We start from the raw sequence: 25,669 nt of genomic DNA on the forward strand, positions 1-25,669 counted from the left end.
ATTTTGTCAGGAGAGCAGACCTGTGATTCGCTTTGCCATTGTCGGCACCAACTGGATTACCCGTCAGTTTATTGACGCAGCACATGAGAGCGGCAGGTTTACGCTCAGCGCAGTCTATTCACGCAGCCAGCAGCAGGCTGACGCCTTTGCCGCAGATTACGCCTGTCCGCTCACGTTCACCTCACTGGAGGCTCTGGCGGCATGCCAGGATATCGACGCGGTCTATATCGCCAGCCCGAATGCACTGCACTGCGAACAGGCGCTGCTGTTTATGTCTCACGGTAAGCATGTGATCTGCGAGAAACCGCTGGCCTCCACGCTGCGTGAAGCCGAAGCGATGATCGCCTGCGCTCAACAGCATCAGGTTGTGCTGTTTGAAGCCTTTAAAACCGCCAGCCTGCCTAATTTTCTGCAGCTGCAGCGCACCCTGCCGCAGCTGGGCACGCTGCGTAAGGCGCTGTTCAGCTACTGTCAGTACTCTTCCCGTTACCCGCGCTATCTTGCCGGTGAAAACCCGAATACGTTTGACCCGCGCTGGTCCAATGGCTCCATCATGGATATCGGCTATTACTGCCTCGCTGCTGCCGTCACGCTGTGGGGTGCGCCACAGCGCGTCACGGCTGAAGCCACGCTGCTGGCGAGCGGCACAGATGCGCACGGCACCGTGATACTTCACTATGGCGAGTTCGACGTCACTCTGCTGCACTCCAAAGTCAGCAACTCCGCTATTCCGAGCGAAATTCAGGGAGAGGAGGGTTCGCTGCTTATTGAGAAACTGGCAGAGTGCCAGCAGCTGCGGCTACTGCCACGCAGCGGTGTTGAGCAGAATCTGACGCAGCCGCAGCACAGCAATACGATGCGCTATGAAGCAGAGGTGTTTGCCAGTCTGGTGGAAACGCAGCAGACCGCACACCCTGGCCTTGAAATTTCGCGGCTGACAGCAGCGCTGCTGACCACCATCCGCCAGCAGACCGGCGTGATATTTCCCGCCGATCGCCAGGAAGTGTAAATATTGCTAAATATGACTGGTCCTGCATTGCATCGGAGTGCGGCTGCGCTATTTTTTTCTAAGCAAAGGGGAGTAACTTGTCAGCTGATTGATCGTCATTACGATGTGTAGCGCATCCGGTCGTCAGGCAACCCGGAAGTGATTCTGTGTTGTAAGTGAGACCTTGCCGGAAGGCGAGGAGCGCTTGCAGCGTAATGAAAGCGGCTTACGTCTTCTGACGGAGCCGTTTTTTTTAACTTTCGCACAGGACACCATTATGCAATCGATAGGCACACCGTTACTCTGGGGCAGCTTTACCGTTGTTGTGCTGATTATGCTGGCGATCGATCTGCTGCTGCAGGGCCGGCGCGGCGCACAAACTATGTCGTTCAGACAGGCGGCTATCTGGTCGCTGATCTGGGTTTCCGTTTCACTGCTGTTTGCTGCCGCTTTCTGGTGGTATCTCGATACGCACGCCGGGCGCGAGGTTGCCACTACGCAGACGCTCGCTTTCCTGACCGGATACGTGCTGGAAAAAGCGCTGGCGGTGGATAACGTCTTTGTCTGGCTGATGCTGTTCAGCTACTTTGCTATTCCGCCCCAGCTGCAGCGGCGCGTCCTGATTTACGGCGTGCTGGGTGCCATTGTCTTGCGTACCATCATGATCTTTGCCGGCAGCTGGCTGGTCATGCAGTTCAGCTGGATCCTCTATATTTTCGGCGCGTTTCTGCTGTTTACCGGCATTAAGATGGCGCTAGCGCGCGAGGATGACACGGCCGTGGGTGATAAGCCGGTGGTGCGCTGGCTGCGTCAGCATCTGCGCATGACCGATTCGCTGGAGGGTGAGAAATTTTTTATTCGCCGTAACGGCGTACTGTTTGCCACCCCGCTGCTGCTGGTTCTGATTATGGTCGAGCTCAGCGATGTGATTTTTGCTGTCGACAGTATTCCGGCTATTTTTGCGGTAACCACCGATCCCTTTATTGTGCTGACCTCTAACCTATTTGCCATACTCGGCCTGCGCGCCATGTATTTCCTGCTGTCGAATGTGGCTGAGCGCTTCTCTATGCTGAAATATGGGCTGGCTATCGTGCTGGTGTTTATCGGCATCAAAATGCTCATCGTCGAGTTTTACCACATTCCGGTCGCTGTCTCACTCAGCGTGGTGGGCATTATTCTGGGTGGAACGCTGCTGATCAACGCCTGGGTTAACCGGCGAAATGACCGCCGGCGCATCTCGCCATAATCTTCTGCAGGGGCGTAAATCGCCCCTGCTTTATTTCGCCTCAATGAAACTTTCCCTTTTTTATCTCTGTCACACTTCCTCTGTTTAGCAGATTGAAAAATCGATCCCGCACGCAAAGCCGGAATTATCGCTTTTCTCACCAGCACTTTTCCTTATACTCCGCCGGGCAAACCCTCTGGCGCGGAATAAACGCGCACCACACTCATGACCGATAGTAAAAGATCACGATATGCAAAATAACCTTTCCAGAGTGGCAGGCGTGCTGTTTAAAGGCAGCCTGGTCAAACAAATCATGGTGGGCCTGGTCGCTGGCGTAGCGCTGGCGTGGCTGTCGCGCGATGCCGCATTAGCCGCCGGCCTGCTGGGTGAACTCTTTGTCCGGGCACTGAAAGCCGTCGCGCCGCTGCTGGTTCTGGTGCTGGTCATCGCGTCCATTGCTAACCATCAGCAGGGACAGAAAACCAATATCCGTCCCATCATTATGCTTTATCTGCTCAGCACCCTGTTTGCCGCGATGATCGCGGTGATTTTCAGCCACCTCTTTCCGCAGACGCTGTCACTCGCCGCCGGTAACACGACAATTACGCCGCCTTCCGGGATCACCGAGGTGCTGCATGGCCTGCTGATGAGCATGGTGGCTAATCCGTTCGAAGCGCTGATGAACGCGAACTACATCGGCATTCTGGTCTGGGCGCTGGGCCTTGGCCTTGCATTTCGTCATGCCAGTCCCGGCACCAAAGATTTTTTAAATGACGCCTCACACGCGGCAACCTGGGTCGTACGCTGTGTGATCCGCTGCGCGCCACTGGGCATCTTTGGCCTGGTCGCCTCCATTCTGGCCTCTACCGGCTTTGGGGCGCTGTGGGAATATGGCAGCCTGCTGGTCCTGCTGATTGGCTGCATGCTGTTCATGGCACTGATTGTGAACCCGCTGCTGGTGTATCAGAAAATCCGGCGTAATCCCTATCCACTGGTATTTACCTGCATTCGTGAAAGCGGCGTGACGGCTTTCTTTACCCGCAGCTCGGCCGCCAATATCCCGGTGAACATGGCGCTGGCAAAACGACTCAACCTTGATGAAGACACCTACTCCGTATCAATTCCGCTGGGTGCGACCATCAGCATGGCGGGCGCATCTATTACGATTACCGTACTGACGCTGGCTGCGGTGCATACGCTGGGCATCAATGTCGATGTACCGACAGCGATTCTGCTAAGCCTGGTTGCCACGCTGTGCGCCTGTGGTGCCTCCGGCGTAGCGGGTGGCTCATTGCTGTTAATCCCGGTGGCCTGCAATATGTTCGGCATTCCTAACGACCTGGCCATGCAGGTGGTGGCCGTTGGGTTTATTATCGGTGTGCTGCAGGATTCAGCAGAAACGGCCCTGAACTCCTCAACCGACATTCTGTTTACTGCGGCTGTCTGCCAGGCAGAAGCGGAACGCCAGCCCGGCGCCGCGACCTGACCTCTCCTCTGCGGCGCACACTGTGCGCCGCGCGCTTTCATAGCCGCTGTGCTGCCATCCTTCCCTTCTGCCTCATGTAACAAACTGCTGCCATAAACTGGCAATGTTGCCATATCTGGAAAATACTAAGCGGTGGCGGCGCAACGTTACGCTAAATCACACGGCTTCTGCCCGTAACTGCAACTTGTTTGCCGCAGGCCGGCGAATCAAGCCGAACAGCGTAAAAACGGCCACGTTTGTACATTCTGAACCTGCAGGCGGGGTCAGATAATCTGCAATAGTGTCAGCTCGTGTAAAGCTCCTTTTACTCCTGGCAGCAAAGGGTAAAACTCCACTACAACGGACATAATGCACTGTCTGAATTGGGAAGTATTTGTTACAGTTATCGCCCTTTTTTTACCATTTGCGACAAGGGCGTCAGAAAGTCGCTGATTTAACACGCATAGCCGCATGGATACGGACCCCTGCTCAGGTGGCATACCCAAAATGTATAACTCACCTCTGCCTGCGCTTTAGCCCCTGATGGGCTCGTTTAACAATGATGTTCGGGAAAGATTGATGGATATTTTGAAAGCACTGCTGCATGCCCTGTGGCAGCAGGATTATGAGATGCTCTCTGACCCCACGCTGGTGTGGGCGATCTACGGCTTACTGTTCATGATCCTGTTTCTTGAAAATGGCCTGCTTCCTGCCGCCTTCCTGCCCGGTGACAGCCTGCTGATCCTTGTCGGCGTGCTGATTGCCAAAGGCACAATGAGTTTTCCCCTGACGCTGCTGGTTCTCACCACAGGTGCCAGCCTCGGCTGCTGGGTAAGTTATATCCAGGGGCGATGGCTGGGTAATACCCCTACCGTACAGAAATGGCTTTCGCACCTGCCGGCACAATACCACCAGCGCGCCCACAGCCTGTTCCATCGTCACGGTCTCTCTGCCCTGTTGATTGGGCGCTTTATTGCGTTTGTACGCACGCTGCTGCCCACCATTGCAGGGTTATCTGGTTTGAGTAATGCGCGCTTTCAGTTCTTTAACTGGATGAGTGGCTTCCTGTGGGTATTGATCCTGACCGTACTTGGCTTTGCACTGGGCAAAACACCGCTGTTTCGCCGTTATGAAGATGAGCTGATGTTTTTTCTGATGATGCTGCCGCTGGCGCTGCTGGTCATCGGCCTGATCGGCTCGCTGGTCGTACTGTGGCGTAAGCGTCAGGCAGGACAAAACGGGAAAGCGCAGTAATGAAAACAGGACGTCTCTTTACCCGACCGCTGCTGCCGTGGCTGTGCGGCGGCCTGCTGCTGCTGCTCGCGGCCGGGGCTGCTCCACTGCTGTGGCAACATGAAACCGTGGTACAAATTCGCGTGGCGCATAGCGGCACCAATCTGCCGGATGGCTTTTATCTTTATCAGCAGCTCTCTGCCCAGGGCGTGCGCATTAAAAGTATTACGCCAGCAGGAGATGCGCTGGTGATCCACTTTGAAGATGAAGAACAGAGTCTGGCGGCGCAGAAGGTATTACGCCGCTTATTACCACAGGGTTTTGTTGTGGCCGCTGGCCCGCAGGCCTCACAGCAACCGCGCGACACCAATCCCCCGACCTACAGCTAATCCGATCGTCTGACCTGCGGTCAGACGATACTTTTTCTCCGCTATCTCTTCGTCTTTTTTGAATTTTTGCCCCGGCTGACTATGCTTAACGTTAGCACACGCCGACGCGACGCCGGGATACGCTCCTGTCTGGCAGACGGCAGTTCATCAACAATGGAAGGTGTGAACGTGATGAAACAACTTCTTCTGGGTGCCATGCTTATCTCCTGCTCTGGCTCTCTGCTGGCGGCAGAGTCGCTGTGTCAGCAAAAAGAGCGCGATATCCGGCATGAGATTGCGATGGCAAAACAGCATGATAATCAGCGCCGGGTAAACGGACTGGAACGGGCGCTGACAGAAGTTCGCGCCAGCTGCAGCGATCGGCAGCTGAAATCAGCGCACTCAGAGCGTCTGAAGTCGCAGCAGAACAAGGTGGCCGAGCGCGAGCAGGAGCTGCAGAAAGCGCGCGACGACAGGGATGACAAAGACAAAATTGAAAAACGTGAACGCAAGCTGGATGAGGCACGACAGGAGCTGAAAAAGCTTGCTGCAGAGCCTTACTAATCGGACATAAATAATTGAAGTAATGGAGAACTCTCATGGCTAAAGACACCACATCTGAACATCTGCGCGCCGAACTGAAAAATCTGGCCGACACCCTGGAAGAAGTATTAAGCAGCTCTGCAGACAAATCCCGTAGCGAGCTGGATCGCCTGCGTCACAAAGCGCGCGGCGCACTGGAAAGTTCACGCGAGCGTCTGGGTGATTCCGGTGAGCGTATTGCCAAATCCACGCGTGAAGCCGCAGAGAAAGCGGAAGACTATGTGCGTGAGAACCCGTGGCACGGCGTTGGCGTTGGCGCAGCCGTGGGCGTGCTGATTGGCATTCTGATTTCGCGTCGTTGATATGAACGATTCTCAGCAAAGCCACGGCCCGGGCAAAGGGGTCTTTAACATCGGTCAGCGCGTGGTAACTACGCTGGTCAGTATGGTCGAGACGCGTGTCCGGCTGGCCGTTGTTGAGCTGGAAGAAGAGAAAGCCAATCTGATCCAGATGCTGATCATGATTGGCCTGACCATGCTGTTTACGGCATTTGGGTTGATGAGCCTGATGGTATTAATCATCTGGGCGGTTGATGCACAATACCGGCTGATGGCAATCGGAGTGACCACAGGCGTACTGTTTTTGCTTGCGCTGATTTTTGGTCTGTGGACGCTGCGTAAATCGCGTCAGTCGACGCTGCTGCGTCATACCCGTAAAGAGCTCGATTCCGATCGTAAACTACTGGAGGAGGACCGCTCATGAGCAGTCGCCATGAACGCGAAGCCCGCATTCATGAACTCCTTAATACGGTTCAGCAGCAGCGTCTCGATTTGAGCGCAGCGGGACGTGACTGGCTGGAAAATACAGCCCGCTATGACCGCGGCTGGCTGACGCTGGTCAGCTGTCGCCGCTATCTGGCAATAGGCAGCAGCGCGCTGGCCATCTGGTCAGTGCGCAGTCCTAACCGGCTGCTGCGCCTCGTTAAACGCGGCTTCGGCCTGTGGAGCACCTGGCGCATGATTAAATCCTCCATGCCGGGGCGCTAACCGCTCTATAAAAAACCGGACCAGCAGGTCCGGTTTTTTTTCGTCAGAATTCCTGAATAACTTCGACAGTTTATCTTGCTTACAACCCTTTCGCGCCGCGATTATTATCTCTCTCCATCAGCCCGGTGAACGTTTATCTGCGTTGCAGCGGGAAATTAACGGACAGGTTTTCAGCCTGCCACAAAATTACGCTGGAGTAGATGATGAAAAAATTCGAAGATGCAGGACTGTTAGCCGCGCGTGTACTGATGACTATTCTGTTTATTACGGCCGGCTGGGGCAAAATTACCGCCTATGCCGGTACTGAGCAGTATATGCAGGCAATGGGCGTGCCGGGCTTTATGCTGCCGCTGGTGATCCTGCTGGAACTGGGTGGCGGCCTTGCTATTCTGTTTGGTTTCCTGACGCGCTTTACCGCGCTGTTTACCGCAGGCTTTACTCTGCTGACCGCGTTTCTGTTTCACAGCAACTTTGCAGAAGGCGTAAACCAGCTGATGTTTATGAAAAACCTCAGCATTGCTGGCGGTTTCCTGGTTCTGGGTCTGGTGGGACCAGGCGCCTGGAGTATTGATCGTCTGATCCGCCAGCGCATGGCGCCCGCCGCCGCCCGTTAAGCGCGCAGGTAGCTTACAGCAGATATACTGAATACAGGGGCAGAGGATCATCCTCGCCCCTTTTTTCTATGGAGGGCATATGGGACAGCTGATTGAGGGTGTCTGGCACGATACCTGGTACGATACAAAGTCAACCGGAGGGCGTTTCAAACGCTCAGAGTCAGCATGGCGTAACTGGATCACGCCTGATGGCAGCGCCGGTCCTGACGGTAAGCCCGGCTTTGCAGCAGAGCGCAATCGCTACCATCTGTACGTTTCACTTGCCTGCCCGTGGGCGCATCGCACGCTGCTGATGCGCAAGCTTAAAGGGCTGGAAGAGATGATATCGGTTTCCGTGGTTCATCCGCTGATGCTGGAGAACGGCTGGACGTTTGATGACAGCTTCCCGGAGGCAACCGGCGACATGCTGTATCAGCATGAGTTTCTCTACCAGCTCTATCTGCATGCCGATCCGCACTACAGCGGCCGCGTGACCGTACCGGTGCTGTGGGACAAGCAGCAGCACACCATTGTCAGCAATGAGTCGGCCGACATTATCCGCATGCTCAACAGCGCATTTGATGCCCAGGGCGCACGAGCCGGCGACTACTATCCTGCCGATCTGCGCGATAAGATCGATGAACTTAACGGCTGGATTTACGATACGGTCAATAATGGCGTCTATAAGAGCGGTTTTGCTACCTCTCAGGCCGCTTACGATGAAGCCGTTACCGCCCTGTTTCATTCACTGGCGCGGCTGGAGCAGATCCTGGGACAGCAGCGCTATCTCACCGGCGATCGCCTGACTGAAGCCGATCTGCGCCTGTGGACCACGCTGGTACGCTTTGACCCGGTGTATGTTACTCACTTCAAGTGCGACAGGCACCGCATTAGTGACTATCGCAATCTGAATGGCTTTCTGCGCGATATTTACCAGATGCCCGGTATTGCAGAGACGGTGAATCTGCCGCAGATCCGCCATCATTATTACTGCAGCCATAAAACCATCAACCCGAACGGCGTGATTTCACTCGGTCCGGCATTTGACTGGGATGAACCCCACGGCCGCGGTTAATCGGATGTAAAACGGGCGCCATTAATGGCGCCCCTACGCATAACCGTAGGGGGCGCATTCTTGCGCCCCGGGGTGTTTAGATGTAGGGGACGCATTCATGCGTCCCTGGCTGAATTCATGCGCCCCTGGCCGCAGAGAGAAACGGAAATACCTGCACTCGCGGCTCACAAAACAAAAAGCCCCGCCGGGGCGGGGCTTTTCATTTGAAAAGTCGAAACTGACCGATAAGCCGGGTTCTGTCGTGGACAGTCATTCATCTAGGCCAGCAATCGCTCACTGGCTCAAGCAGCCTACCCGGGTTCAGTACGGGCCGTACCATGTGAACCCCTATTTGGCCTTGCTCCGGGTGGAGTTTACCGTGCCACGGACTGTTGCCAGCCGCGCGGTGCGCTCTTACCGCACCCTTTCACCCTTACCTGATCCCGTTTCCGGGCCATCGGCGGTTTGCTCTCTGTTGCACTGGTCGTAGGCTTGCGCCCCCCAGGCGTTACCTGGCACCCTGCCCTGTGGAGCCCGGACTTTCCTCCCCTCTGCCTGTCTCCCCCGAAAGGGACGACGACAAAGCGGCGACTGTCTGGTCAGCTTCGGCGCAGGATAATAGGCGATCTGACCACGTTTGTCACTCTTCTTGCTGCGCCAGCGCATATTTATACAGCGCATTTTTTTTCACGCCGTGGATCTCCGCGGTCAGCGCAGCGGCTTTTTTCAGCGGCAGCTCCGCCTGCAGCAGCGCCAGCGTACGCAACGCCTCGGCTGGCAGCGCCTCCTCATCTGCCTTATGTCCCTCAACAATCAGCACCATCTCGCCCTTGCGCCGGTTCTCATCTTCCCGCACCCAGGCAAGCAGCTCTCCCACCGGCGCGCCATAGATCGACTCCCAGGTTTTGGTCAGCTCGCGCGCCAGTACCACATAGCGCGCTGCGCCCCATACGGCTGCCATATCCTGCAGCGTATCCAGCAGTCGATGGGTCGACTCATAAAACACCAGCGTACGCGGCTCTTCGCTCAGCGCGCGCAGTGCATCGCAGCGCCCTTTGCTTTTCGCCGGCAGAAACCCCTCGTAACAGAATCGATCGGACGGTAATCCCGCCGCGCTTAATGCTGCAATGGCTGCACAGGCGCCCGGCAGCGGCACAACGCGCACGCCCGCCTCGCGGCAGCGACGCACCAGATGGTAGCCCGGATCGTTGATCAGCGGCGTGCCGGCATCGGAGACCAGGGCGATACTCTGCCCCTCCTGTAGCTTCGCCAGCAGCACATCCGCTTTCTGCTGTTCGTTATGATCGTGAAGTGCGAACAGTCGCGCATTGATGGCGAAATGTTGTAGCAACAGCCCGGTATGACGTGTATCTTCCGCTGCAACGAGATCGACGCTCGCCAGCACCGTCAGCGCACGCTGTGTGATATCACCCAGGTTACCGATCGGGGTAGGAACGATATAGAGCGTACTGGCAGAAATCTCTGCCCGATCGAGTTGTTTCATTGTCTCATCCGAATTGCCGATTTAATATTGAGCATCAAGAAAAAAACATCACTGGATACAGTATGCTTCCTTCAAAAGTCGTACGTCGTAAAGCAGGACGCTTTGTACCTGTTCTTCTCGCCGGGCTGATTCTGGCCGCCTGTAGCGGTCAGGGTCCGCAGCAAACCTCTAACGTCAATATTCAGGGGCCCGCAACCGGACGCTCTGACTATTATCTGCAGCAGGCACAGCAAAGCAGCGATGATAGCAAGACCGACTGGCAATTACTTGCCATCCGTGCCCTGTTGAAGGAAGGAAAGTATCCTCAGGCACAAACGCAGCTTGGCCAGCTGCCGCAGCAGCTCTCTGATGTGCAGCAGCAGGAGCTGCAGCTGCTGCGCGCGCAGCTGCAGATTGCGCAGCAGAATTACAGCGGCGCTCAGCAGCAGCTCAGCCCGATTAAGGTAGCCGATCTCTCTTCCGATCAGCAGGTACGCTACTACGCACTGCAGATCGCCGCGGCGCAGAACCGGCCATCGCTGGCGCTGCTGCGCGCCTATATCGCGCAGGAACCGCTCTTAAAAGGTGACGAACACCAGAGTAACATCGACGCGACCTGGCAGGCGCTGACCCAGCTGACGCAGGACCAGCTTAACAGCGTTGTCATCAATGCCGATGAAAATACCCTGCAGGGCTGGCTCGATCTGCTCAATACCTGGCACGCTAACAGCCAGGATCCGCAGATGCTGAAGGCGGCCATTAGCGACTGGCAGACGCGCTACCCGCAAAACCCGGCGGCAAAAACGCTGCCAGCGCAGCTCAGCCAGGTCAAAAACTTCAGCCAGGCTTCCACCAGCACCATCGCCCTGCTGCTGCCGCTGAACGGTCAGGCGCAGGTGTTTGCGAATGCGATTCAGAAAGGCTTTAACGATGCAAAAAATGGCGTGCTGAGCGCGGTTGCCCCGGCACAGAGCAGCGCGCTGGAAAGCGCTACTGCCCAGCCTGCGCCGGACGCGACAGCGGATAGCGGAGCGGCCAACAGCGTGGTTAGCCCGGCGGCCGCCAGCATGCCTGCGCAGGAGAACACGCAGCAGCAGCCTGCTGCACCAGCCTCTCAGCCAGCCGCCAGCAGCGCACAGATTAAAGTGTACGATACCAGCAGCCAGCCGATCGCTCAGGTCATGCAGCAGGCGCAGCAGGATGGCGCCACGCTGGTCGTTGGCCCGCTGCTGAAAAATCATGTGGAAGAAGTAGCAAACAGCCAGACCCCGCTCAACGTACTGGCGCTAAACGAGCCGGAACAGATCCAGAACCATCCGAATATCTGCTATTTTGCGCTTTCTCCTGAAGACGAAGCGCGTGATGCAGCGCACCATATCTATGAGCAGGGCAAGCGCCAGCCGCTGCTGCTGCTGCCGCGCAGCAGTTATGGCGACCGGGTCGGAAAAGCGTTTGCAGAAGAGTGGCAGCAGCTGGGTGGTGCCACGGTGCTGCAGCAGCGCTTTGGTGGCGTGGCCGAGCTGAAACAGGGCATTAACAGCGGAGCCGGTATTGCGCTGAGCGGCACGCCGCTGACGGTACAAATGGAGCAGCCGCAAAGCGTGGCCATTGCAGGCCTGACGATCCCGGCGCCGCAGAGTAGCACCCCGGCACCGGCGGCTGACAGCAGTGGCGGTAGCGTGGACGCCGTTTACATCGTCGCCAGCCAGAATGAGCTGCAGCTGATCAAACCGATGATCGCCATGCGCACCAGCAGCCGCAACAGCACGGCGCTTTATGCCAGCTCGCGCAGCGCGCAGGCGGGCGCCGGTCCCGATTTCCGGCTGGAGATGGAAGGCCTGCAGTACAGCGATATTCCGCTGCTCTCCGGCGCTAACCCTCGCCTGATGCAGCAGGCAGCGAAGACGTTTAACAACGACTATTCGCTGGTGCGCCTCTACGCGATGGGCATCGATGCCTGGACGCTGGCAACGCAGTTTAACCAGATGCGGCAGGTAGCCGGCTTTGCCATTGATGGCAACACCGGTAAGCTGAGCGCCGACACGGATTGTGTCATTAACAGGAAGCTGGCATGGAACCAGTATCGCCAGGGACAGGTCGTTCCGGTACAGTAAACCGCCAGCGTATCGGCGCGGAGCATGAACAGCAGGCGCGTCACTATCTGGAGCGCGCCGGGCTGAAGTGGGTCGCCAGTAACGTCCGCTTTCGCGGAGGTGAACTTGACCTGATTATGCGCGACGCCGACTGCTGGGTATTTGTAGAAGTGCGCTACCGGCGCGATGCGCGCTACGGCGGAGCAGCCGCCAGCGTGACGCGTCAGAAACAGCAGAAGCTGCTGCGGGCAGCGGCGCTCTGGCTGCTGACGCGCGGCCGCAGTTTTGAGACGGTCAATTGCCGTTTTGACATCATTGCCATTACCGGGCGCGAACTGACGTGGCTGCCCGCTGCTTTTAATGCCGATGAATAGAACCAGGTGGTCTTGTGCAGGACAGAATTAAAGCGTGTTTTACTGAAAGTATTCAGACTCAGATTGCCGCAGCCGAAGCGCTGCCGGATGCGATCTCCCGCGCCGCGATGACGCTGGTGCAGTCGCTGCTGAATGGTCATAAAATTCTCAGCTGCGGTAACGGTGCCTCAGCGGCCAATGCGCAGCACTTTGCGGCCAGCATGATTAACCGGTTTGAAACCGAGCGTCCCAGCCTGCCGGCGCTGGCGCTGAGCGCAGATAACGTTATGCTCACCGCCATCGGCAACGATCGGCTGCATGATGAAATCTACGCCAAACAGGTACGGGCGCTGGGTCAGGCGGGTGATGTGCTGCTGGCGATCTCAACCCGGGGTAATACCCGTGACATCGTTAAAGCGGTTGAGGCGGCAGTGACGCGCGATATGACTATTGTCGCGCTGACCGGACACGACGGCGGCGAGCTGGCTGGCCTGCTCGGCCCTCACGACGTGGAAATCCGCATTCCCTCTCATCACAGTGCGCGCATTCAGGAGATGCATATGCTGACGCTGAACTGCCTGTGCGACTTGATCGATAACACCCTCTTTCCCCACCAGGAATGACTGAAGGAGCTTACATGAAAGCATTGAACGCTATCGCCCTGCTGTTAACGGCCATGCTGCTGCAGGGCTGCGTGGCAGTGGTTGCCGGCGGTGCCGCTGTTGCCACCAAAACCGCCACTGACCCCCGCACCGTGGGTACGCAGGTTGATGACGGTACGCTGGAGCTGCGCGTCTCTAACGCGCTGGCAAAAGATGAACAGATTAAGAAGCAGGCGCGGGTCATTGTTACCGCTTACCAGGGCAAAGTGCTGCTGACCGGTCAGGCACCGTCTGCCGATCTCGCCAGCCGTGCCAAACAGATCGCTATGGGCGTCGACGGCGCAACAGAGGTCTACAATGAGATCCGCACCGGAGAGAAGGTCAGCCTTGGCACCTCTTCTTCCGATACCTGGATCACGACCAAGATCCGCTCGCAGCTGCTGGGCAGCGATCAGGTCAAATCGTCTAACGTGAAAGTGACGACGGAAAACGGGGAAGTCTTCCTGCTGGGACTGGTCACGCAGGAAGAAGCCACGGCGGCGGCAGATGTTGCCAGCCGGGTCAGCGGCGTGAAGCACGTGACAACCGCCTTTACCATTCTGAAATAATCTTCATTCTTACTGTGAGGGCGGCGCTGGCCGCCCTTTTTTATGCCGGTAAATCGATCACCAGCGCACGCAGCGGCGTCTCTGCCTGCAGAATAAGCTGCTGCTCATCACGAATAAACGCACCGTCGCCGCACTGCAGCCACTGCTGATTCGCGCTGCTGCTGCGCACATCCAGCGTGCCGTGAATCGACTGCAGATACGCGCGCGCGCCGCGCAGCTGCACAATCTGCTCCTCTCCCGGCGCTAACGTCACCTGATACACTCTCGCATCCTGACGCAGCTGCAAACTCTGGTCTGCCCCATCAGGCGAGGCCAGCAGCAGCGGCGATGCGCCATTGAGCGTCATCCGCTGCTGCAGCGGGTTTTCCCGCTCCGGACAGGCGCTCAGCCAGAGCTGCAGGCGCGTCAGCGGCCGATCTTTGCTGAGGTTTATCTCGCTGTAGCTTACGCCCTGCCGCGCAGACAGCAGCATCGCCTCACCTGCCCGTACGGTCAGGCGCTGTCCCTCGCTGTCGCGATACTCCGCCTCACCCTGCAGCACCAGATTCAACACATCAACCTGCGGATAGGTGCGGGGCTGAAAAGCGGCACCCGGCGCCAGCACCTCCTGGTTCAGCACGCGCAGCGCGGCGTATCCCATCAGTTTGGGATCAAAATAGTGGCCAAAAGAGAAGCTATAGCGCGCCTGCAACCAGCCAAAATCAGCCTGGCCACATGCGGACGCGCAGCGGGTTGTCATCATGCTATACCTCCGGTGCACTGCAGGAGACGCTCACTGCAGGCTTAATCGGTTTATGGTAAAAGGCTGGACGGCGGAATGTTAGCCAGTTAATCTGCCTGGCATATTCAAATTTACTGACAGAGAATCAGTATGGCTAAAGAGCGTGCATTAACGTTAGAAGCGTTACGGGTGATGGATGCGATTGACCGGCGCGGCAGCTTTGCCGCCGCGGCAGATGAGCTGGGTCGCGTTCCCTCTGCGCTGAGCTATACCATGCAGAAGCTGGAAGAGGAGCTGGATGTGGTGCTGTTCGATCGCTCCGGTCATCGCACCAAATTCACTAACGTTGGCCGGATGCTGCTGGAGCGCGGTCGCGTCCTGCTGGAGGCCGCAGACAAGCTCACCACCGACGCAGAAGCGCTGGCGCGCGGCTGGGAAACGCAACTGACTATCGTAGCGGAGGCACTCATCCCCACCGACCTGCTGTTTCCGCTGGTCAGCAAGCTGTCAGAAAAAGCCAACACGCAGATATCTCTGATCACTGAAGTGCTGGCGGGCGCGTGGGAACGTCTGGAGCAGGGCCGGGCGGATATCGTCATCGCACCTGACCTGCACTTCCGCGCCTCCAGCGAAATCAATACCCGCAAGCTTTACACCATTATGAGCGTCTATGTCGCCAGTCCTGACCACCCTATTCATCAGGAGGCAGAGCCGCTTTCGGAAGTCACGCGTGTGAAATATCGCGGCATTGCCGTCGCTGACACGGCGCGTGAACGTCCGGTGCTGACGGTACAGCTGCTGGATAAGCAGCAGCGTCTTACGGTCAGCAGCATGGATGACAAGCGGCGGGCGCTGCTGGCGGGACTGGGCGTTGCCACCATGCCTTATCCGATGGTAGAGAAAGATATTGCCGAGGGCCGGCTGCGCGTGGTCAGCGCTGAGTATACGCGGGAAGTGGATATTATTATGGCCTGGCGTCGCGACAGCATGGGTGAAGCCAAAGCCTGGTGCCTGCGTGAAATCCCGAAGCTGCTGGCTAAGCGCAATCAGGCCTAGTCAGGGGCGGCCCAGACACTCTATCGCCACGGTTTTAAAATGGTCAAAGTCACGGCACTCCCACAGGCGCGGCATGGCACGTTCGCGCAAAAAGGTGACAAACAGATCGTAGAGCGCCATCGCCTCTTCATATTCACGTTTGCTGATAGCCAGCAGAAAGATCACGCAGGCGGTCTCATCACCCCAGCTGACGCCATGCGGCGCAATAACGGTATAGACCGCGGTTTTCTGCGCCAGCAGGCCGAGCGCGTGCGGCAACGCAATGCCATCCCCGAGCAGCGTGCTGACAATCGCTTCACGCTCAACCACGGATGGATAAAAGTCTGCTGCAACAAAGCCCTGCTCCTGCAGGCGATCGCACAGCAGCTGAAAGAGCGCCTGCTGCGTCAGCGGCTGATCCAGCACCATAAAATGCTGCGCGGAGAAATATTTTTCCAGCATCCACGGCCGGGTGCGGTCCACCAGCACCAGCTTGCCGAGCTGCTCCAGCTGAAAGCCGGTCGGAAAGGGCGACATCACTACCACCGGCCGGTTCTTTTCATGCAGCCGCACCGTAGAGATAACAAAATCTTCTTCAATCCGCTCCCGCAGCGCGTAGTCGCGCTGTGTCAGCCGGGCGGTGACCACCAGCTGCGGATATTTGCGCAGCAGCAGCGCCTCAATCATCCGCAGCGTTGAGGTTCCGCTATCGCACACCAGCAGTACGCACGGGTGGCGCTGATAGCCAACGTCATAGTGCCGCTCCAGCCCCACGCCAATATGCAGCACCAGAAAGCCAATCTCATTTTCGCTCAGCGTATAAGGGGTATATTTGCTCCAGCTGCTGACGGCGGCCAGCGTCACATCCCACGCCAGCGGATAGTGCTGTTTGATGTTGCTCAGCAGCGGATTGGGAATATGGATCTGATAGCGCACCCGGGTGATCATCGATTTGATATGGGTAAGCAGATCGGCGCGCAGCTGCTCGTCGTGCTGCAGCTGGTAGGCATAATGCGTATTGATATAACTCAGCAGCCAGCTCACCAGCGCGTCAGCGTCATCTGCATTGATGGTGCTTGGCTCCAGCGCCTGGATCTGACGCGCGGCGATATTGACGCGCAGCCAGTTCTCTTCCGCCCGCGATAAGGCTTTGCCGGTAAGCGGTCGCAGCTGATGCACCAGCGCGTGCGCCGCCTCACGCACCTCTTCGCCTACTTCTTCTGCGCCCGGATCGCTGAGCGGAAAGCCTTCGCTGATGCGGCGTACTGCTACCGCGCAGTAGATCAGCAGGTAGCGCTCGCCCTCATCGCTGAGACGAATAGCGTAACGGCTGAGGCAGTGCTGCAGCAGCGGCTGCAGCTGCGTCAGCATATCACTGCGCAGTACTTCAATACTCAGCAGCGGGCTGTCGGGCGTCTCCTGGTCGATCTGCCACAGCAGATCGGTAAGGCAGGTGCGGATAGCCGTCTCGCTGCCAAACAGCTTCATGCCGTAGCGCGGTTTAGTTTCGATATGCAGATGATAGCGCCCCAGCCACTCCCGCACCTCTGCCATATCCCCCTGCAGCGTGGCGCGACTGACAAACCACTCTTCCGAGAGATCTTCCAGCCGCAGTGACCAGGCCGCAGTAAGAAAGCGGCTGAGCAGATAGCGAACCCGCTCCTGCGAGGTGCGCGGCACCCGCAGCGGCGCGCTGCTTTGCTGCTGCAGCGAATCAAAGCGTGCCGCGTCGGCCACCTGCAGCTGATAGCCGGCGCCGCGCGCCAGCACAAACTGTGCGCCGTGCTGCTCCAGCAGCGCGTTCAGCGCCGCAATGTCGGTGCGCACCGTGCGCGTAGAGACCGAGAAACGCCGTGCCAGCTCATCCTGCGGCAGCGTTTCATGCTGCAGTGCGGCAAACAGCTGCGCCAGACGCTGATTAGGAAATCTCACAAAGCCTCACCCGTAACGAAGTTATTGCAGCAGTGCCTTGCACGTTGCCAGAAGCTGGCGCACATCGTCAATGCGCGTCTCACCGCTTGCGCTGTCGATAATTGAGCTGTAAACGTGCGGGATCACTTTACTGACGCCCGCCTCCAGCGCGATCTGCACGATCTCCGCAAAATTATGCAGATCGATACCGCCGGTGGGCTCCAGCCAGAAATCGCGCCGGGCGCACGCCTCTGCGACCGCGCGATACTCCGCCACCGCGCTCAGACCGCCCATCGGAAAAAATTTTACCGAGCTGCCGCCCATGTCCTGCAGCATGGCGATGGCGCTGTCGATCGGCACAATCGCTTCCGCCGCCTGCGAGCTTAGCGAACCGGTTGAGATCTTCACTTTCCCTGGCGTCCCGCTGGGGGAGACCAGACCATTTACCACCGTCTGCGACTGTCCCAGCAGCGCACGGCTGGTCGCGACTCCGGTAAACACCTGATTGACATGCTGCGGCTGCAGCACCGCTGCCAGTTCGCTCACCATAGCAGACTGACGCGGATCGCCGGCCCCGAGACCGATAGAGAGCGCGTTATCAATCAGCGCGGCGTAATCGCGCATGTCAGCCAGCGCCGCGTCGTGGCTGGCATAATTTTTTGACAGCACGCCAACCAGCACATGCCCTTCTGCTGCCAGCCAGATGTCGCGTGCGTTCTGCTTTGAGCCCGCCAGTACGTTGAGACAGAGACGATCCTGATAAAAATCGGGGGTCAGCTTCATGCGTTGTTCCTTTCTGCCAGCAGCGCGTCAATACGGCTGAAGATAGTCTGCAGCTGCGCGGCAGTAACGCTGCGCACGTCGGCTTCGATAATGCTTTCGTTTGCCTTATAGCCGCGAAAATAGATAGCGATGTCGCCGTTTTTCAGCGCCTGGACGAGATCGCCGGTTGCCCAGCCGGTCAGCGCTTCATCGAAATGGATCTCTGTACGCGCAATATCGCGCCCGGCGCTGTCCCATACCACCCGCGCGGTGACGCCCGGCAGCTGGTTAAGCTGGTCGATAAATGGCGTCATGTGCTGAACCATCTCGCTGCCGCTGGTTTTTGGCTGCGACAGGTAGCGCTCAATGGCCTGCGTCAGGCCCAGGATCCCCTCTTTGCCCACTTTCATCGCACGACCGATGCCGTTGCTCTGCCGTTTTACCCATTCGACACAGCGGCTGCGTCCTACCACCAGTCCGCTGGAGGGACCCTCTATCGCCTTGGCACCGCTGTAGATCACCAGGTCGGCACCCATCTGGTAGTAGCAGCGCAGGTCTTCTTCTGCCGCCGCATCCACAATCAGCGGGATGCCATGCTGCTGCGCGACTTCTGCCGCCTGCGCCACGCTGAGGTGGCTTTTTTGCACGCAGTGGTGCGATTTTACGTAGAGCAGCGCTGCCGTAGCCGGCGTGATCGCCGCTGCCAGCTGCGCGGCGGAACACTCGTTGCTGTAGCCCGCTTCCACCAGCCGGCCACCGCCCAGCGCGACCATGGTGCCGACCGGCGCGCCGTAGTTCACGTTGTGCCCTTTAGGCACGACGATCTCATGCGGAACCGTGAGCGGCGCCGCGTGCAGGTTATCCAGCAGCCAGGCGTTATCTTTCACAATGACCCCGGCCACACACTGAGCGATACCCGCCGAGGCGCAGGAAACCACGACGGCGCTTTCTGCCTGCAGCAGTCCGGCAATGTAGTCACCGGTATGGTTCACCAGATCTTTCATTTCAAAGTAGTGGTTCAGGCCATAGCTGACGCTTTCCACCACCTCCGGTGCCGGCGTCGAGACGCCCAGAATAGTCATACGGCCTGACGCATTGATCACCTGTTTCAGGTGATATTTTTCATAAACTGAAGACATGATGACGCTTTCCCTCTTCGGTCAGATGCCACTGGCCTGCCACTGTCACAGCCACCGGCAAAAAATGGTGCTCTCCCGCCACCTGTTCGCCCTCTGCATCGGTAAACGGACGGGTCTCCTGATTCACACTGAAAATAGTCAGATCGGCATCGCTGCCCGGCGTCAGATCGCCTTTGCCGCTGAGGCGCAGCGCCGCTGCTGCCTGGGTTGTCACGCAGGCGATCACCTGCGGCAGCGTCATGCCCAGCGCAAGAAACTTAGACATCACGTGCGCGAGGCTGTGTACCGGCCCGTGCAGGCGGTTGCGACAGTAGATATCGGAGCTGATGGTATCGGGCAGAATGCCGCGGGCGATCGCCTGTCGCGCCACCGCAAAGCTGAAGCTGGCGCTGCCGTGCCCGATATCGAGCGTGACGCCGCGCGCCAGCGCCTGACTGACCGCCGCTTTCAGCTCACCCTGCGCGGAGAGAATGCGGTTAGGTTTGCCGTTAAAGCAGTGGGTGATGATATCGCCGGCGGTCAGCAGCTCAGCGATCTCCTCCAGCACCGGCGGATCGTTACCGATATGTACCATGAGCGGCAGATCGCCGGCAGCGTGCTGGATCGCTTTGGCGCGGATCAGCGGTGCAATGCCGTTTTCCCCGACCACGCTGCTGCTCATGCGCGCTTTCAGACCAACAATGAAACCGGGATGGCGCGTGACCGCCTGCACCACCGCTGCTTCATCAATCTGACGCATGTCCGCCAGTTCGTTCTGGGTGACTATCCCGGTGCGGGCAACGTTGAGCAGCGCCCTGACGTCGGTGGTGGCGTGGCGCGTCAGCTGCCGGAAGTCATCGATCTGGTCGGCGCCGGTGCTGCCGGCATCCACCACGGTGGTGACGCCCTGCGCAACGCCGACAGCGTCCGCTTCATCGTGGTAGACAGGCGATTTTGCATAGCAGTGTACGTGGCTGTCTATCCAGCCTGCGCTGACGTACCAGCGCCCGCCCAGATCGCGCTCCTGCTGCGCGCTGCCCGTGACGTTGCCGACGACGGCGATTTTGCCGTCGCGAAGAGCGATATCCACCAGCTGCTCATCGCACAGTCGTGCGCGGCGCAGAATCAGATCAAACATGGTTACTCCTTACTGCGTTTGCGGCCAGGGGCGCATGAATGCGCTCCCTACATCCTTACCCCAGGGTCGCCATTCATGGCGCCCGCCCTGTTACAGCGAAATCGGGAACATCGCGCCCAGCACCATGGCACCCAGAATTGCGCCGCCGGTAATCGGCTTGTTCCACAGGTAAAACAGCAGAGCGCCAGCGAGCGAGCCCAGGCCAATGGGAATGGAGGCTGCCATCGCCGACAGGATAATCAGCGGGCCGAGAAAGCGTCCGGAGGCGTTGCCTGCGCCCATCATCACATCGGCACCATAGGTGGAATCGCTCTGGTTGATGGTAAATTTGCGCGCCAGAATAATGACGTAACCAATCGCCACCCCGATCACCAGACCGGTTACCAGCGAAGCCGCAAAGTTCGCGACCGGAAACACAATGCCTGCGCCCAGCAGCAGCGCCGGCACGCCCAGCCCGACGCCGGTCTGGATCGCACCGCCGATATCCAGAATACCGACCAGCGAGCCTTCAATAATGCGGGCAAACAGAAAGCTGGCGCCAAACGCGGCGACCGCGCCATAGACGCCGGTCTCCATGCCGGCGCGCAGCATCGACACAAACGCCACTTCGTTAAAGGCGCCGATTCCGTAGAGGTAGTACATATGCGTACCGGCAAATACGCCGGATGAGAGCAGGCCGACAAAAATCGGGAAGGACCAGTCGGCATACCAGAAGCCGCGATTTTCATGTTCGTTCATGGATGGCTCCTTATTTGCCGCTCAGGTTGTTGTGGATCATGTCAAGCCAGCCAGGGACGCCAAGCTGGAAAGATTGCAGCAGTTTCATATCGAACCCGCGGAAGAAGCCGCTCAGCACGAACAGCAGCACAATCGCCGCCATCATGACTTTCGTCACCCGGTTCCAGCCGCTCTCCTCTACCCCTTTCCCAATCAGGATCCCCAGCACCAGCCCCGGTACGGCGTTACCCATAATCAGCTGCGCCAGACCGCCAAAAATTGTGGCCCAGAAGCCCGACTTTTTGCCGGCATCGATGGCTGCCAGCCAGAAAATGACCGGCATGACGGTGTTTACCAGCAGGTTAGCCGCCGGCACCAGCACCTTGACTGCCGTCACCTGCAGCGCAGCCGGCACGGCTGAGGCGGTGCTGTTCAGAAAAGCCACGACGATCATGCCGATGATGCCGCACGCTATCGCCATACGCTTCGGGTTATGCAGCGTCTCTGCCACATTGCGATTTTTGACCATCAGCGCCGCAGCACCCCAGTTCGGCAGAATGCGGTGATCCACATCCTGCGTGAAGGAGCCAGCCGCCACAGAGGATGCCCAGGCGTTAAAAAAGAAGCCGAGACCAAAAGAGAAATGAGAAGCGGGATCGCCTTCGCACGAGTTAAGCTCGCCCAGGGTACGAAATGCACCCATGCCCTGCGTGACCGGTGCATGGAACATGCGCGCCGCGCCGGCTCCCACCCCGACGCCGACCAGCCCGCCGATAATTAACGACTTAAAAAAAATGATGAGAAACATAGTGTTGTACCCTTTATTGTCATTGTTGCGCCGGGCAAGCCTGCTCTCCAGGCGGGATAACGACCAGACCAGCGCGTTCAGGGTGTCGCCGTAAATGTCACGCTTTCCATATCGATAACGGTGACGCTGACGCTGATTTCCAGTTCAACGCTGTAGTGATGCCGCTCGCGCGCCAGGAAAAAAAACAGAAACTTTTCCCGCCGGGTACGCACCCTGGCGTGCAGCACCCGCACATCCAGCGGCTCAATGCGCAGCAGCAGCTTCTGGCTGTTACGCAATACCTGCTGCTGCACGCCGCTGAGCGCATCGGCAAAGGCTTTTGCTTTGGTATCGCCCTTTCCCTGCACGATAACCTGCGTCTCATAGTGCTGTTTCATACGTCAGCTGCCGTGCTTCTTGTTCCAGGCCTGCACCAGCCGTTCGCCCAGCTCCTCTTTGTCCATAAAACCAAAGCCCAGCACGGTAGCCCCTTCGTTGATCGCCGTTACGCCCTCGTCTACCGAGCGCATGCCATGTTTCGCCCGGTAGCCATATTTGTTCTGCGCGGTGATAGCACCCGCGCCACCGCTGCCGCAGAAAGAGATGCCGAAATCAGCGTTTTCCGCTTTCATCACATCACCCAGCTTCATATCGGCTGCCACGCCCGGTACTACCACCGCGCGTCCACCCGCTTTTTCAATGCCGGCAGCCACTTTCTGACCTTTACCCAGACGATCGCCAATCACCACTGTCACCATGTTCACTTCCTCTCTGTTTATGCGTCGTTACTTTTCGCCACTTCAATATGCACCGAGAGCAGCCATGCCTCTTCCACCGGCAGATTGCCGAACAGATCGACGATCTGTTGCGCCAGCTGCAGGCTGTCAGGCGGAATATCATCAAACAGCTCCGCTTCTACCTCCGGCAGCGCCTCGCCGCTTAGCGAGCGGCTGGCCATCGCCTGAACGTGCGAATTCAGCATCTGCTGCTGCACCGGTGTGGGGCTAATCTGGTGCGCGGTATAAAGGATCGCGATTTGACTTAATATGCGATCCGCCAGCGCCTGAACGGCTTCTGCGTTCAGCGGGACAGCATCACTCCTCACCCTTCTACTCCTGTTTACGGCAGATAATTCGCGTTAAAAAACAAACTACGCGTTCCGTCCGGCCGTGTGGAGACGCACTTTTTCCACCCTGAAACGGAAATGTGGCAACGCGCGGTGCGTCAGATCGCAGACAGCACATATCGCGCATGCCAGCGGCTGGCATGCATCAGGCGTGCGGGAAAGTTATATATTTGCAGAGGAGTGTGCAGGGGAGGATCGGTAAAGCGGGCCAGCACGCAGGCTGGCCCCGAGTATCAGCGGAATTTCTTATGGTTGGTATTGCGGATATCTTCCAGTTTTTTCGCTTCGGCTTTTGCCTTATCCAGCTTGCTGGCCTGAGCGAGCTTGTCGACCACGTCAATCTGCGCAATCAGTGCGTCAAGACCGGCGTGATAATCTTTGATCTGTGCGCTATCCGCCGGCTGCCCTTCCAGCTTGTCCGGCGTGGAATTTTTGGCATCCTGCGCGGCCTGGCGCATTTTACCGAGCGCAGTATGCATCTCCTGCGCGTCATCCGTTTTCTTCACTACGCTCAGGTTCTCTTTCAGCGTATCCATATCCTGTTCAAGATCTGCCGCCAGCACGCTGGCAGAAGAGAACAGTAACGACAGAGACAACATTGCAATTAAATGCTTACGCATGACGTGTTCCTTTTAATTATTATCGGGCAAAAAAAAAGCAGCCTTGCCGGCTGCTTTCTGGAAGCGATGTCGTTATTGTCCGGCGATTTTCATCTCCGGCAGCAGCACCGATCCGCATTGTATATTGCTGCGGGTTTCAATGTCGTTACCGACCGTAACCATATTGCGCCACATCTCTTTAAGGTTTCCTGCAATTGTGACTTCGCTCACAGGATACTGAATTTCACCGTTTTCAACCCAGAAGCCCGCCGCGCCGCGCGAGTAGTCGCCGGTCATGGCGCTGACGCTCTGGCCCATCAGTTCAGTCACAATCAGGCCGCGTCCCATCTGTTTAACGAGGTCATCAAAGCTGTGGCCCTGACCGGCGATGCGCCAGTTATGGATACCGCCCGCGTGGCCGGTGCTCTGCAGGCCAAGCTTGCGCGCTGAATAGCTGGTCAGCAGCCAGTTCTGCAGCACACCCTCTTTGATAATATCGCGCGCTTCGGTCCGCACGCCTTCACTGTCAAACGGCGTTGAGGCGAGCCCTTTCAGCAGATGCGGCTGCTCCTGAATCGTCAGCCATGAGGGCAGGATCTGCTGGCCCAGCGCGTCGAGCAGAAACGTCGATTTGCGATAGACGCTGCTGCCGCTAATCATGCCGACCAGATGACCAAACAATCCGGTGGCGACCTCAGGTGCAAACAGCACCGGTGCTTTCATGGTTGGCAGCTTGCGCGGGGCAAGGCGGGCCAGCACGCGGCGGGCACACTCGTTACCGACCCACTCTGCGCTCTGCAGATCGTCTATCGAGCGGCCGATGGTATAGGCGTAGTCACGCTCCATATCGCCATCCTGCTCGGCAATGACACAGCTCGACAGCGAGTGGCGGCTGGAGCAGTAGCTCTGCAGCATGCCGTGACTGTTGCCAAACACTTTGATGCCAACGTGGCTGTTGAAGCTGCCACCTTCCGTATTGGTAATGCGCTTGTCCGCCTGCAGCGACGCCTGTTCAGCACGCGCGGCCAGCTCAATGGCGCGATCGGCATCGATCTCCCACGGATGGTAGAGATCAAGATCGGGCGCATCAAACGCCAGCAGTTCACGCTCTGCCGGTGCCGCGTAAGGATCGGGTGAGGTGTAGCGCGCAATGTCGATCGCTGCCTGCACGGTGCTTTTTATAGCATCGGGGCTGAGATCGGTCGATGAGGCGCTGCCTTTGCGGTTTTGATGATAGACGGTGATACCCAGCGCACCGTCGCTGTTGAATTCGACGTTTTCCACTTCACCATAGCGCGTGCTGACGCCGATGCCGGTGGTTTTTGTCACCGCAACTTCAGCACCATCGGTGTGGGCTTTAGCCAGTTCCAGCGCCTGGGCGACAGCCTGTTCCAGCGCTTTACGTTGTTCTGCAACCTGAGTAGATACGTTCATCGACCTGCCGTCTAATCTTAAGTGTGAATCTGTTGAGTCTATCAGACTCAGAGAACAATTTCGCAGTCGCCCGATAAACTGGTAGGATTAGCCTCTTTTTTTAAGGAGCCAAGAGATGACCAGGCAGCCCGAAGACTGGCTCGACGATGTACCGGATAATCAGGAAGAAGAAGATGAAGAGATTATCTGGGTCAGCAAAAGTGAAATTAAACGTGACGCCGAAGAGCTAAAACGCCTCGGTGCCGAGCTGGTTGATCTGGGGAAAAACTCCCTGGATAAGATCCCGCTCGATGAGGATCTGCGCAACGCGATTGAGCTGGCGCAGCGTATTAAGAAAGAGGGTCGCCGTCGCCAGCTGCAGCTGATTGGTAAAATGCTGCGCCAGCGCGATGAAGATCCGATCCGTCAGGCGCTGGACAAGCTGAAAAACCGTCACAACCAGCAGGTGACGCTGTTCCACAAGCTGGAGCATCTGCGCGATCGCCTGATCGATCAGGGTGACGACGCGATGACTGAGGTGATCACGCTCTACCCGCAGGCCGATCGGCAGCAGCTGCGCAGCATGATCCGCAACGCGCAGAAAGAGAAGGCGGCGAATAAAACGCCAAAAGCAGCCCGGCAGATCTTCCAGTATCTGCGCGAGCTGGCTGAAGCGTAAGAGGCGGCC

30 protein-coding genes and 1 other RNA gene are annotated in these 25,669 nt (G+C 57.9%); 17 read left to right on the forward strand and 14 right to left on the reverse strand.

The window, feature by feature from the left end:
- Nucleotides 1-22 precede the first annotated feature (22 nt).
- The 11 genes from LAC65_RS13830 (at nt 23) to LAC65_RS13880 (ending at nt 8,536) form a co-directional block, all read left to right on the forward strand.
- Nucleotides 23-1,009, forward strand: coding sequence for a Gfo/Idh/MocA family protein (locus tag LAC65_RS13830; protein WP_039380502.1), 987 nt, complete (start codon nt 23-25; stop codon nt 1,007-1,009).
- 256 nt (nt 1,010-1,265) lie between these two features.
- On the forward strand, nt 1,266-2,234 hold the full coding sequence (locus tag LAC65_RS13835) for a TerC family protein (protein ID WP_039385651.1): 969 nt from the start codon (nt 1,266-1,268) through the stop codon (nt 2,232-2,234).
- Between the two features lie 229 nt (nt 2,235-2,463).
- The gene (sstT, locus tag LAC65_RS13840) at nt 2,464-3,699 is read left to right on the forward strand and encodes a serine/threonine transporter SstT (RefSeq protein WP_039380504.1); all 1,236 of its coding nucleotides are present in this window, start codon (nt 2,464-2,466) and stop codon (nt 3,697-3,699) included.
- 558 nt (nt 3,700-4,257) lie between these two features.
- Complete coding sequence (locus LAC65_RS13845) at nt 4,258-4,932, forward strand: DedA family protein (protein ID WP_039380506.1); 675 nt, start codon at nt 4,258-4,260, stop codon at nt 4,930-4,932.
- Nucleotides 4,932-5,300 (forward strand): EnvZ/OmpR regulon moderator MzrA, encoded by a 369-nt coding sequence (mzrA, locus tag LAC65_RS13850; protein WP_039380508.1) that lies wholly within the window; start codon nt 4,932-4,934, stop codon nt 5,298-5,300. The genes LAC65_RS13845 and mzrA overlap by 1 nt, the downstream gene beginning before the upstream one ends.
- A gap of 171 nt (nt 5,301-5,471) precedes the next feature.
- Nucleotides 5,472-5,843, forward strand: coding sequence for a DUF1090 domain-containing protein (locus tag LAC65_RS13855; protein WP_139239686.1), 372 nt, complete (start codon nt 5,472-5,474; stop codon nt 5,841-5,843).
- A gap of 35 nt (nt 5,844-5,878) precedes the next feature.
- Complete coding sequence (locus LAC65_RS13860) at nt 5,879-6,184, forward strand: ElaB/YgaM/YqjD family protein (RefSeq protein WP_039380513.1); 306 nt, start codon at nt 5,879-5,881, stop codon at nt 6,182-6,184.
- Between the two features lies 1 nt (nt 6,185).
- On the forward strand, nt 6,186-6,584 hold the full coding sequence (locus LAC65_RS13865; RefSeq protein WP_039380515.1) for a phage holin family protein: 399 nt from the start codon (nt 6,186-6,188) through the stop codon (nt 6,582-6,584).
- Nucleotides 6,581-6,868, forward strand: a complete 288-nt coding sequence (locus LAC65_RS13870) for a YqjK-like family protein (RefSeq protein WP_039380518.1) — start codon at nt 6,581-6,583, stop codon at nt 6,866-6,868. Before LAC65_RS13865 ends, LAC65_RS13870 begins: the two co-directional genes overlap by 4 nt.
- 203 nt (nt 6,869-7,071) lie before the next feature.
- Complete coding sequence (locus LAC65_RS13875) at nt 7,072-7,482, forward strand: DoxX family protein (protein ID WP_039380520.1); 411 nt, start codon at nt 7,072-7,074, stop codon at nt 7,480-7,482.
- 79 nt (nt 7,483-7,561) lie between these two features.
- Entirely contained in the window at nt 7,562-8,536 is a 975-nt protein-coding gene (locus LAC65_RS13880; RefSeq protein WP_224144789.1) for a glutathione S-transferase family protein, read from the forward strand.
- A gap of 209 nt (nt 8,537-8,745) precedes the next feature.
- On the opposite strand, the gene rnpB is transcribed toward LAC65_RS13880, so the two are convergent.
- Nucleotides 8,746-9,122, reverse strand: an RNA gene (rnpB, locus tag LAC65_RS13885) — RNase P RNA component class A.
- Nucleotides 9,123-9,155: 33 nt separating this feature from the next.
- Nucleotides 9,156-10,019, reverse strand: coding sequence for a 16S rRNA (cytidine(1402)-2'-O)-methyltransferase (rsmI, locus tag LAC65_RS13890; RefSeq protein ID WP_039380525.1), 864 nt, complete (start codon nt 10,017-10,019; stop codon nt 9,156-9,158).
- 62 nt (nt 10,020-10,081) lie between these two features.
- Here rsmI and LAC65_RS13895 point away from each other — a divergent pair, with 62 nt between their 5' ends.
- Genes LAC65_RS13895 through dolP form a run of 4 tightly spaced genes read left to right on the forward strand, consistent with a single transcriptional unit; the run spans nt 10,082 to nt 13,654 of the window.
- Complete coding sequence (locus LAC65_RS13895; RefSeq protein WP_039380528.1) at nt 10,082-12,112, forward strand: penicillin-binding protein activator; 2,031 nt, start codon at nt 10,082-10,084, stop codon at nt 12,110-12,112.
- Nucleotides 12,070-12,465, forward strand: a complete 396-nt coding sequence (locus tag LAC65_RS13900) for a YraN family protein (RefSeq protein ID WP_039380530.1) — start codon at nt 12,070-12,072, stop codon at nt 12,463-12,465. The genes LAC65_RS13895 and LAC65_RS13900 overlap by 43 nt, the downstream gene beginning before the upstream one ends.
- A 14-nt stretch (nt 12,466-12,479) precedes the next feature.
- Nucleotides 12,480-13,067 (forward strand): DnaA initiator-associating protein DiaA, encoded by a 588-nt coding sequence (gene diaA, locus LAC65_RS13905; RefSeq protein ID WP_039380533.1) that lies wholly within the window; start codon nt 12,480-12,482, stop codon nt 13,065-13,067.
- 14 nt (nt 13,068-13,081) lie between these two features.
- Entirely contained in the window at nt 13,082-13,654 is a 573-nt protein-coding gene (gene dolP / locus LAC65_RS13910) for a division/outer membrane stress-associated lipid-binding lipoprotein (protein WP_039380536.1), read from the forward strand.
- Nucleotides 13,655-13,694: 40 nt separating this feature from the next.
- Here dolP and LAC65_RS13915 read toward each other — a convergent pair whose 3' ends face one another.
- On the reverse strand, nt 13,695-14,396 hold the full coding sequence (locus LAC65_RS13915; protein WP_039380539.1) for a pirin family protein: 702 nt from the start codon (nt 14,394-14,396) through the stop codon (nt 13,695-13,697).
- 129 nt (nt 14,397-14,525) lie between these two features.
- On the opposite strand from LAC65_RS13915, the gene LAC65_RS13920 reads away from it, so the two are divergent.
- Entirely contained in the window at nt 14,526-15,431 is a 906-nt protein-coding gene (locus LAC65_RS13920) for a LysR family transcriptional regulator (RefSeq protein ID WP_039380543.1), read from the forward strand.
- On the opposite strand, the gene LAC65_RS13925 is transcribed toward LAC65_RS13920, so the two are convergent.
- From LAC65_RS13925 to pmbA, 11 genes are all read right to left on the reverse strand, one after another.
- Nucleotides 15,432-17,342: a BglG family transcription antiterminator gene (locus tag LAC65_RS13925; RefSeq protein ID WP_039380546.1), complete on the reverse strand. Its 1,911-nt coding sequence runs from the start codon at nt 17,340-17,342 to the stop codon at nt 15,432-15,434.
- A gap of 21 nt (nt 17,343-17,363) precedes the next feature.
- Entirely contained in the window at nt 17,364-18,104 is a 741-nt protein-coding gene (dagF, locus tag LAC65_RS13930) for a 2-dehydro-3-deoxy-phosphogluconate aldolase (protein ID WP_039380549.1), read from the reverse strand.
- Entirely contained in the window at nt 18,101-19,222 is a 1,122-nt protein-coding gene (locus LAC65_RS13935) for a DgaE family pyridoxal phosphate-dependent ammonia lyase (protein WP_039380551.1), read from the reverse strand. Before LAC65_RS13935 ends, dagF begins: the two co-directional genes overlap by 4 nt.
- Nucleotides 19,206-20,339: an amidohydrolase/deacetylase family metallohydrolase gene (locus LAC65_RS13940; protein ID WP_039380553.1), complete on the reverse strand. Its 1,134-nt coding sequence runs from the start codon at nt 20,337-20,339 to the stop codon at nt 19,206-19,208. The genes LAC65_RS13935 and LAC65_RS13940 overlap by 17 nt, the downstream gene beginning before the upstream one ends.
- A gap of 90 nt (nt 20,340-20,429) precedes the next feature.
- Nucleotides 20,430-21,077 carry a DUF4310 family protein gene (locus LAC65_RS13945; protein WP_039380556.1) on the reverse strand — a complete coding sequence of 216 codons (648 nt, stop codon included), beginning with the start codon at nt 21,075-21,077 and terminating at the stop codon, nt 20,430-20,432.
- A 10-nt stretch (nt 21,078-21,087) separates the two neighbouring features.
- Entirely contained in the window at nt 21,088-21,864 is a 777-nt protein-coding gene (locus LAC65_RS13950) for a DUF4311 domain-containing protein (RefSeq protein WP_224144790.1), read from the reverse strand.
- Nucleotides 21,865-21,941: 77 nt separating this feature from the next.
- The gene (locus LAC65_RS13955) at nt 21,942-22,241 is read right to left on the reverse strand and encodes a DUF4312 family protein (RefSeq protein ID WP_039380561.1); all 300 of its coding nucleotides are present in this window, start codon (nt 22,239-22,241) and stop codon (nt 21,942-21,944) included.
- A 3-nt stretch (nt 22,242-22,244) separates the two neighbouring features.
- Nucleotides 22,245-22,601, reverse strand: a complete 357-nt coding sequence (locus tag LAC65_RS13960) for an SFCGS family glycine-rich protein (RefSeq protein ID WP_039380562.1) — start codon at nt 22,599-22,601, stop codon at nt 22,245-22,247.
- A 17-nt stretch (nt 22,602-22,618) separates the two neighbouring features.
- A complete protein-coding gene (locus LAC65_RS13965; RefSeq protein WP_039380564.1) occupies nt 22,619-22,948 on the reverse strand; it encodes a glycine dehydrogenase in 330 nt (109 codons plus the stop codon).
- Nucleotides 22,949-23,202: 254 nt separating this feature from the next.
- Entirely contained in the window at nt 23,203-23,589 is a 387-nt protein-coding gene (gene cybC, locus LAC65_RS13970) for a cytochrome b562 (RefSeq protein ID WP_039380565.1), read from the reverse strand.
- Between the two features lie 72 nt (nt 23,590-23,661).
- Nucleotides 23,662-25,002 (reverse strand): metalloprotease PmbA, encoded by a 1,341-nt coding sequence (pmbA, locus tag LAC65_RS13975; RefSeq protein ID WP_039380569.1) that lies wholly within the window; start codon nt 25,000-25,002, stop codon nt 23,662-23,664.
- A 115-nt stretch (nt 25,003-25,117) separates the two neighbouring features.
- Between pmbA and yjgA the strand changes: the two genes are divergently transcribed.
- Entirely contained in the window at nt 25,118-25,660 is a 543-nt protein-coding gene (yjgA, locus tag LAC65_RS13980) for a ribosome biogenesis factor YjgA (protein WP_039380570.1), read from the forward strand.
- Nucleotides 25,661-25,669 lie beyond the last annotated feature (9 nt).

This window comes from Pantoea eucrina, from assembly GCF_020079945.1.
Lineage (GTDB): Bacteria > Pseudomonadota > Gammaproteobacteria > Enterobacterales > Enterobacteriaceae > Pantoea > Pantoea eucrina.

Bases quoted from the DNA above. Each gene is read 5' to 3' on its own strand.
- LAC65_RS13835 (WP_039385651.1), top strand. From the start codon at position 1,266: ATGCAATCGATAGGCACACCGTTACTCTGGGGCAGCTTTACCGTTGTT.
- sstT (WP_039380504.1), top strand. From the start codon at position 2,464: ATGCAAAATAACCTTTCCAGAGTGGCAGGCGTGCTGTTTAAAGGCAGC.
- LAC65_RS13845 (WP_039380506.1), top strand. From the start codon at position 4,258: ATGGATATTTTGAAAGCACTGCTGCATGCCCTGTGGCAGCAGGATTAT.
- mzrA (WP_039380508.1), top strand. From the start codon at position 4,932: ATGAAAACAGGACGTCTCTTTACCCGACCGCTGCTGCCGTGGCTGTGC.
- LAC65_RS13855 (WP_139239686.1), top strand. From the start codon at position 5,472: ATGAAACAACTTCTTCTGGGTGCCATGCTTATCTCCTGCTCTGGCTCT.
- LAC65_RS13860 (WP_039380513.1), top strand. From the start codon at position 5,879: ATGGCTAAAGACACCACATCTGAACATCTGCGCGCCGAACTGAAAAAT.
- LAC65_RS13865 (WP_039380515.1), top strand. From the start codon at position 6,186: ATGAACGATTCTCAGCAAAGCCACGGCCCGGGCAAAGGGGTCTTTAAC.
- LAC65_RS13870 (WP_039380518.1), top strand. From the start codon at position 6,581: ATGAGCAGTCGCCATGAACGCGAAGCCCGCATTCATGAACTCCTTAAT.
- LAC65_RS13875 (WP_039380520.1), top strand. From the start codon at position 7,072: ATGAAAAAATTCGAAGATGCAGGACTGTTAGCCGCGCGTGTACTGATG.
- LAC65_RS13880 (WP_224144789.1), top strand. From the start codon at position 7,562: ATGGGACAGCTGATTGAGGGTGTCTGGCACGATACCTGGTACGATACA.
- rsmI (WP_039380525.1), bottom strand. From the start codon at position 10,019: ATGAAACAACTCGATCGGGCAGAGATTTCTGCCAGTACGCTCTATATC.
- LAC65_RS13895 (WP_039380528.1), top strand. From the start codon at position 10,082: ATGCTTCCTTCAAAAGTCGTACGTCGTAAAGCAGGACGCTTTGTACCT.
- LAC65_RS13900 (WP_039380530.1), top strand. From the start codon at position 12,070: ATGGAACCAGTATCGCCAGGGACAGGTCGTTCCGGTACAGTAAACCGC.
- dolP (WP_039380536.1), top strand. From the start codon at position 13,082: ATGAAAGCATTGAACGCTATCGCCCTGCTGTTAACGGCCATGCTGCTG.
- LAC65_RS13915 (WP_039380539.1), bottom strand. From the start codon at position 14,396: ATGATGACAACCCGCTGCGCGTCCGCATGTGGCCAGGCTGATTTTGGC.
- LAC65_RS13920 (WP_039380543.1), top strand. From the start codon at position 14,526: ATGGCTAAAGAGCGTGCATTAACGTTAGAAGCGTTACGGGTGATGGAT.
- dagF (WP_039380549.1), bottom strand. From the start codon at position 18,104: ATGAAGCTGACCCCCGATTTTTATCAGGATCGTCTCTGTCTCAACGTA.
- LAC65_RS13935 (WP_039380551.1), bottom strand. From the start codon at position 19,222: ATGTCTTCAGTTTATGAAAAATATCACCTGAAACAGGTGATCAATGCG.
- LAC65_RS13940 (WP_039380553.1), bottom strand. From the start codon at position 20,339: ATGTTTGATCTGATTCTGCGCCGCGCACGACTGTGCGATGAGCAGCTG.
- LAC65_RS13945 (WP_039380556.1), bottom strand. From the start codon at position 21,077: ATGAACGAACATGAAAATCGCGGCTTCTGGTATGCCGACTGGTCCTTC.
- LAC65_RS13950 (WP_224144790.1), bottom strand. From the start codon at position 21,864: ATGTTTCTCATCATTTTTTTTAAGTCGTTAATTATCGGCGGGCTGGTC.
- LAC65_RS13955 (WP_039380561.1), bottom strand. From the start codon at position 22,241: ATGAAACAGCACTATGAGACGCAGGTTATCGTGCAGGGAAAGGGCGAT.
- LAC65_RS13960 (WP_039380562.1), bottom strand. From the start codon at position 22,601: ATGGTGACAGTGGTGATTGGCGATCGTCTGGGTAAAGGTCAGAAAGTG.
- cybC (WP_039380565.1), bottom strand. From the start codon at position 23,589: ATGCGTAAGCATTTAATTGCAATGTTGTCTCTGTCGTTACTGTTCTCT.
- pmbA (WP_039380569.1), bottom strand. From the start codon at position 25,002: ATGAACGTATCTACTCAGGTTGCAGAACAACGTAAAGCGCTGGAACAG.
- yjgA (WP_039380570.1), top strand. From the start codon at position 25,118: ATGACCAGGCAGCCCGAAGACTGGCTCGACGATGTACCGGATAATCAG.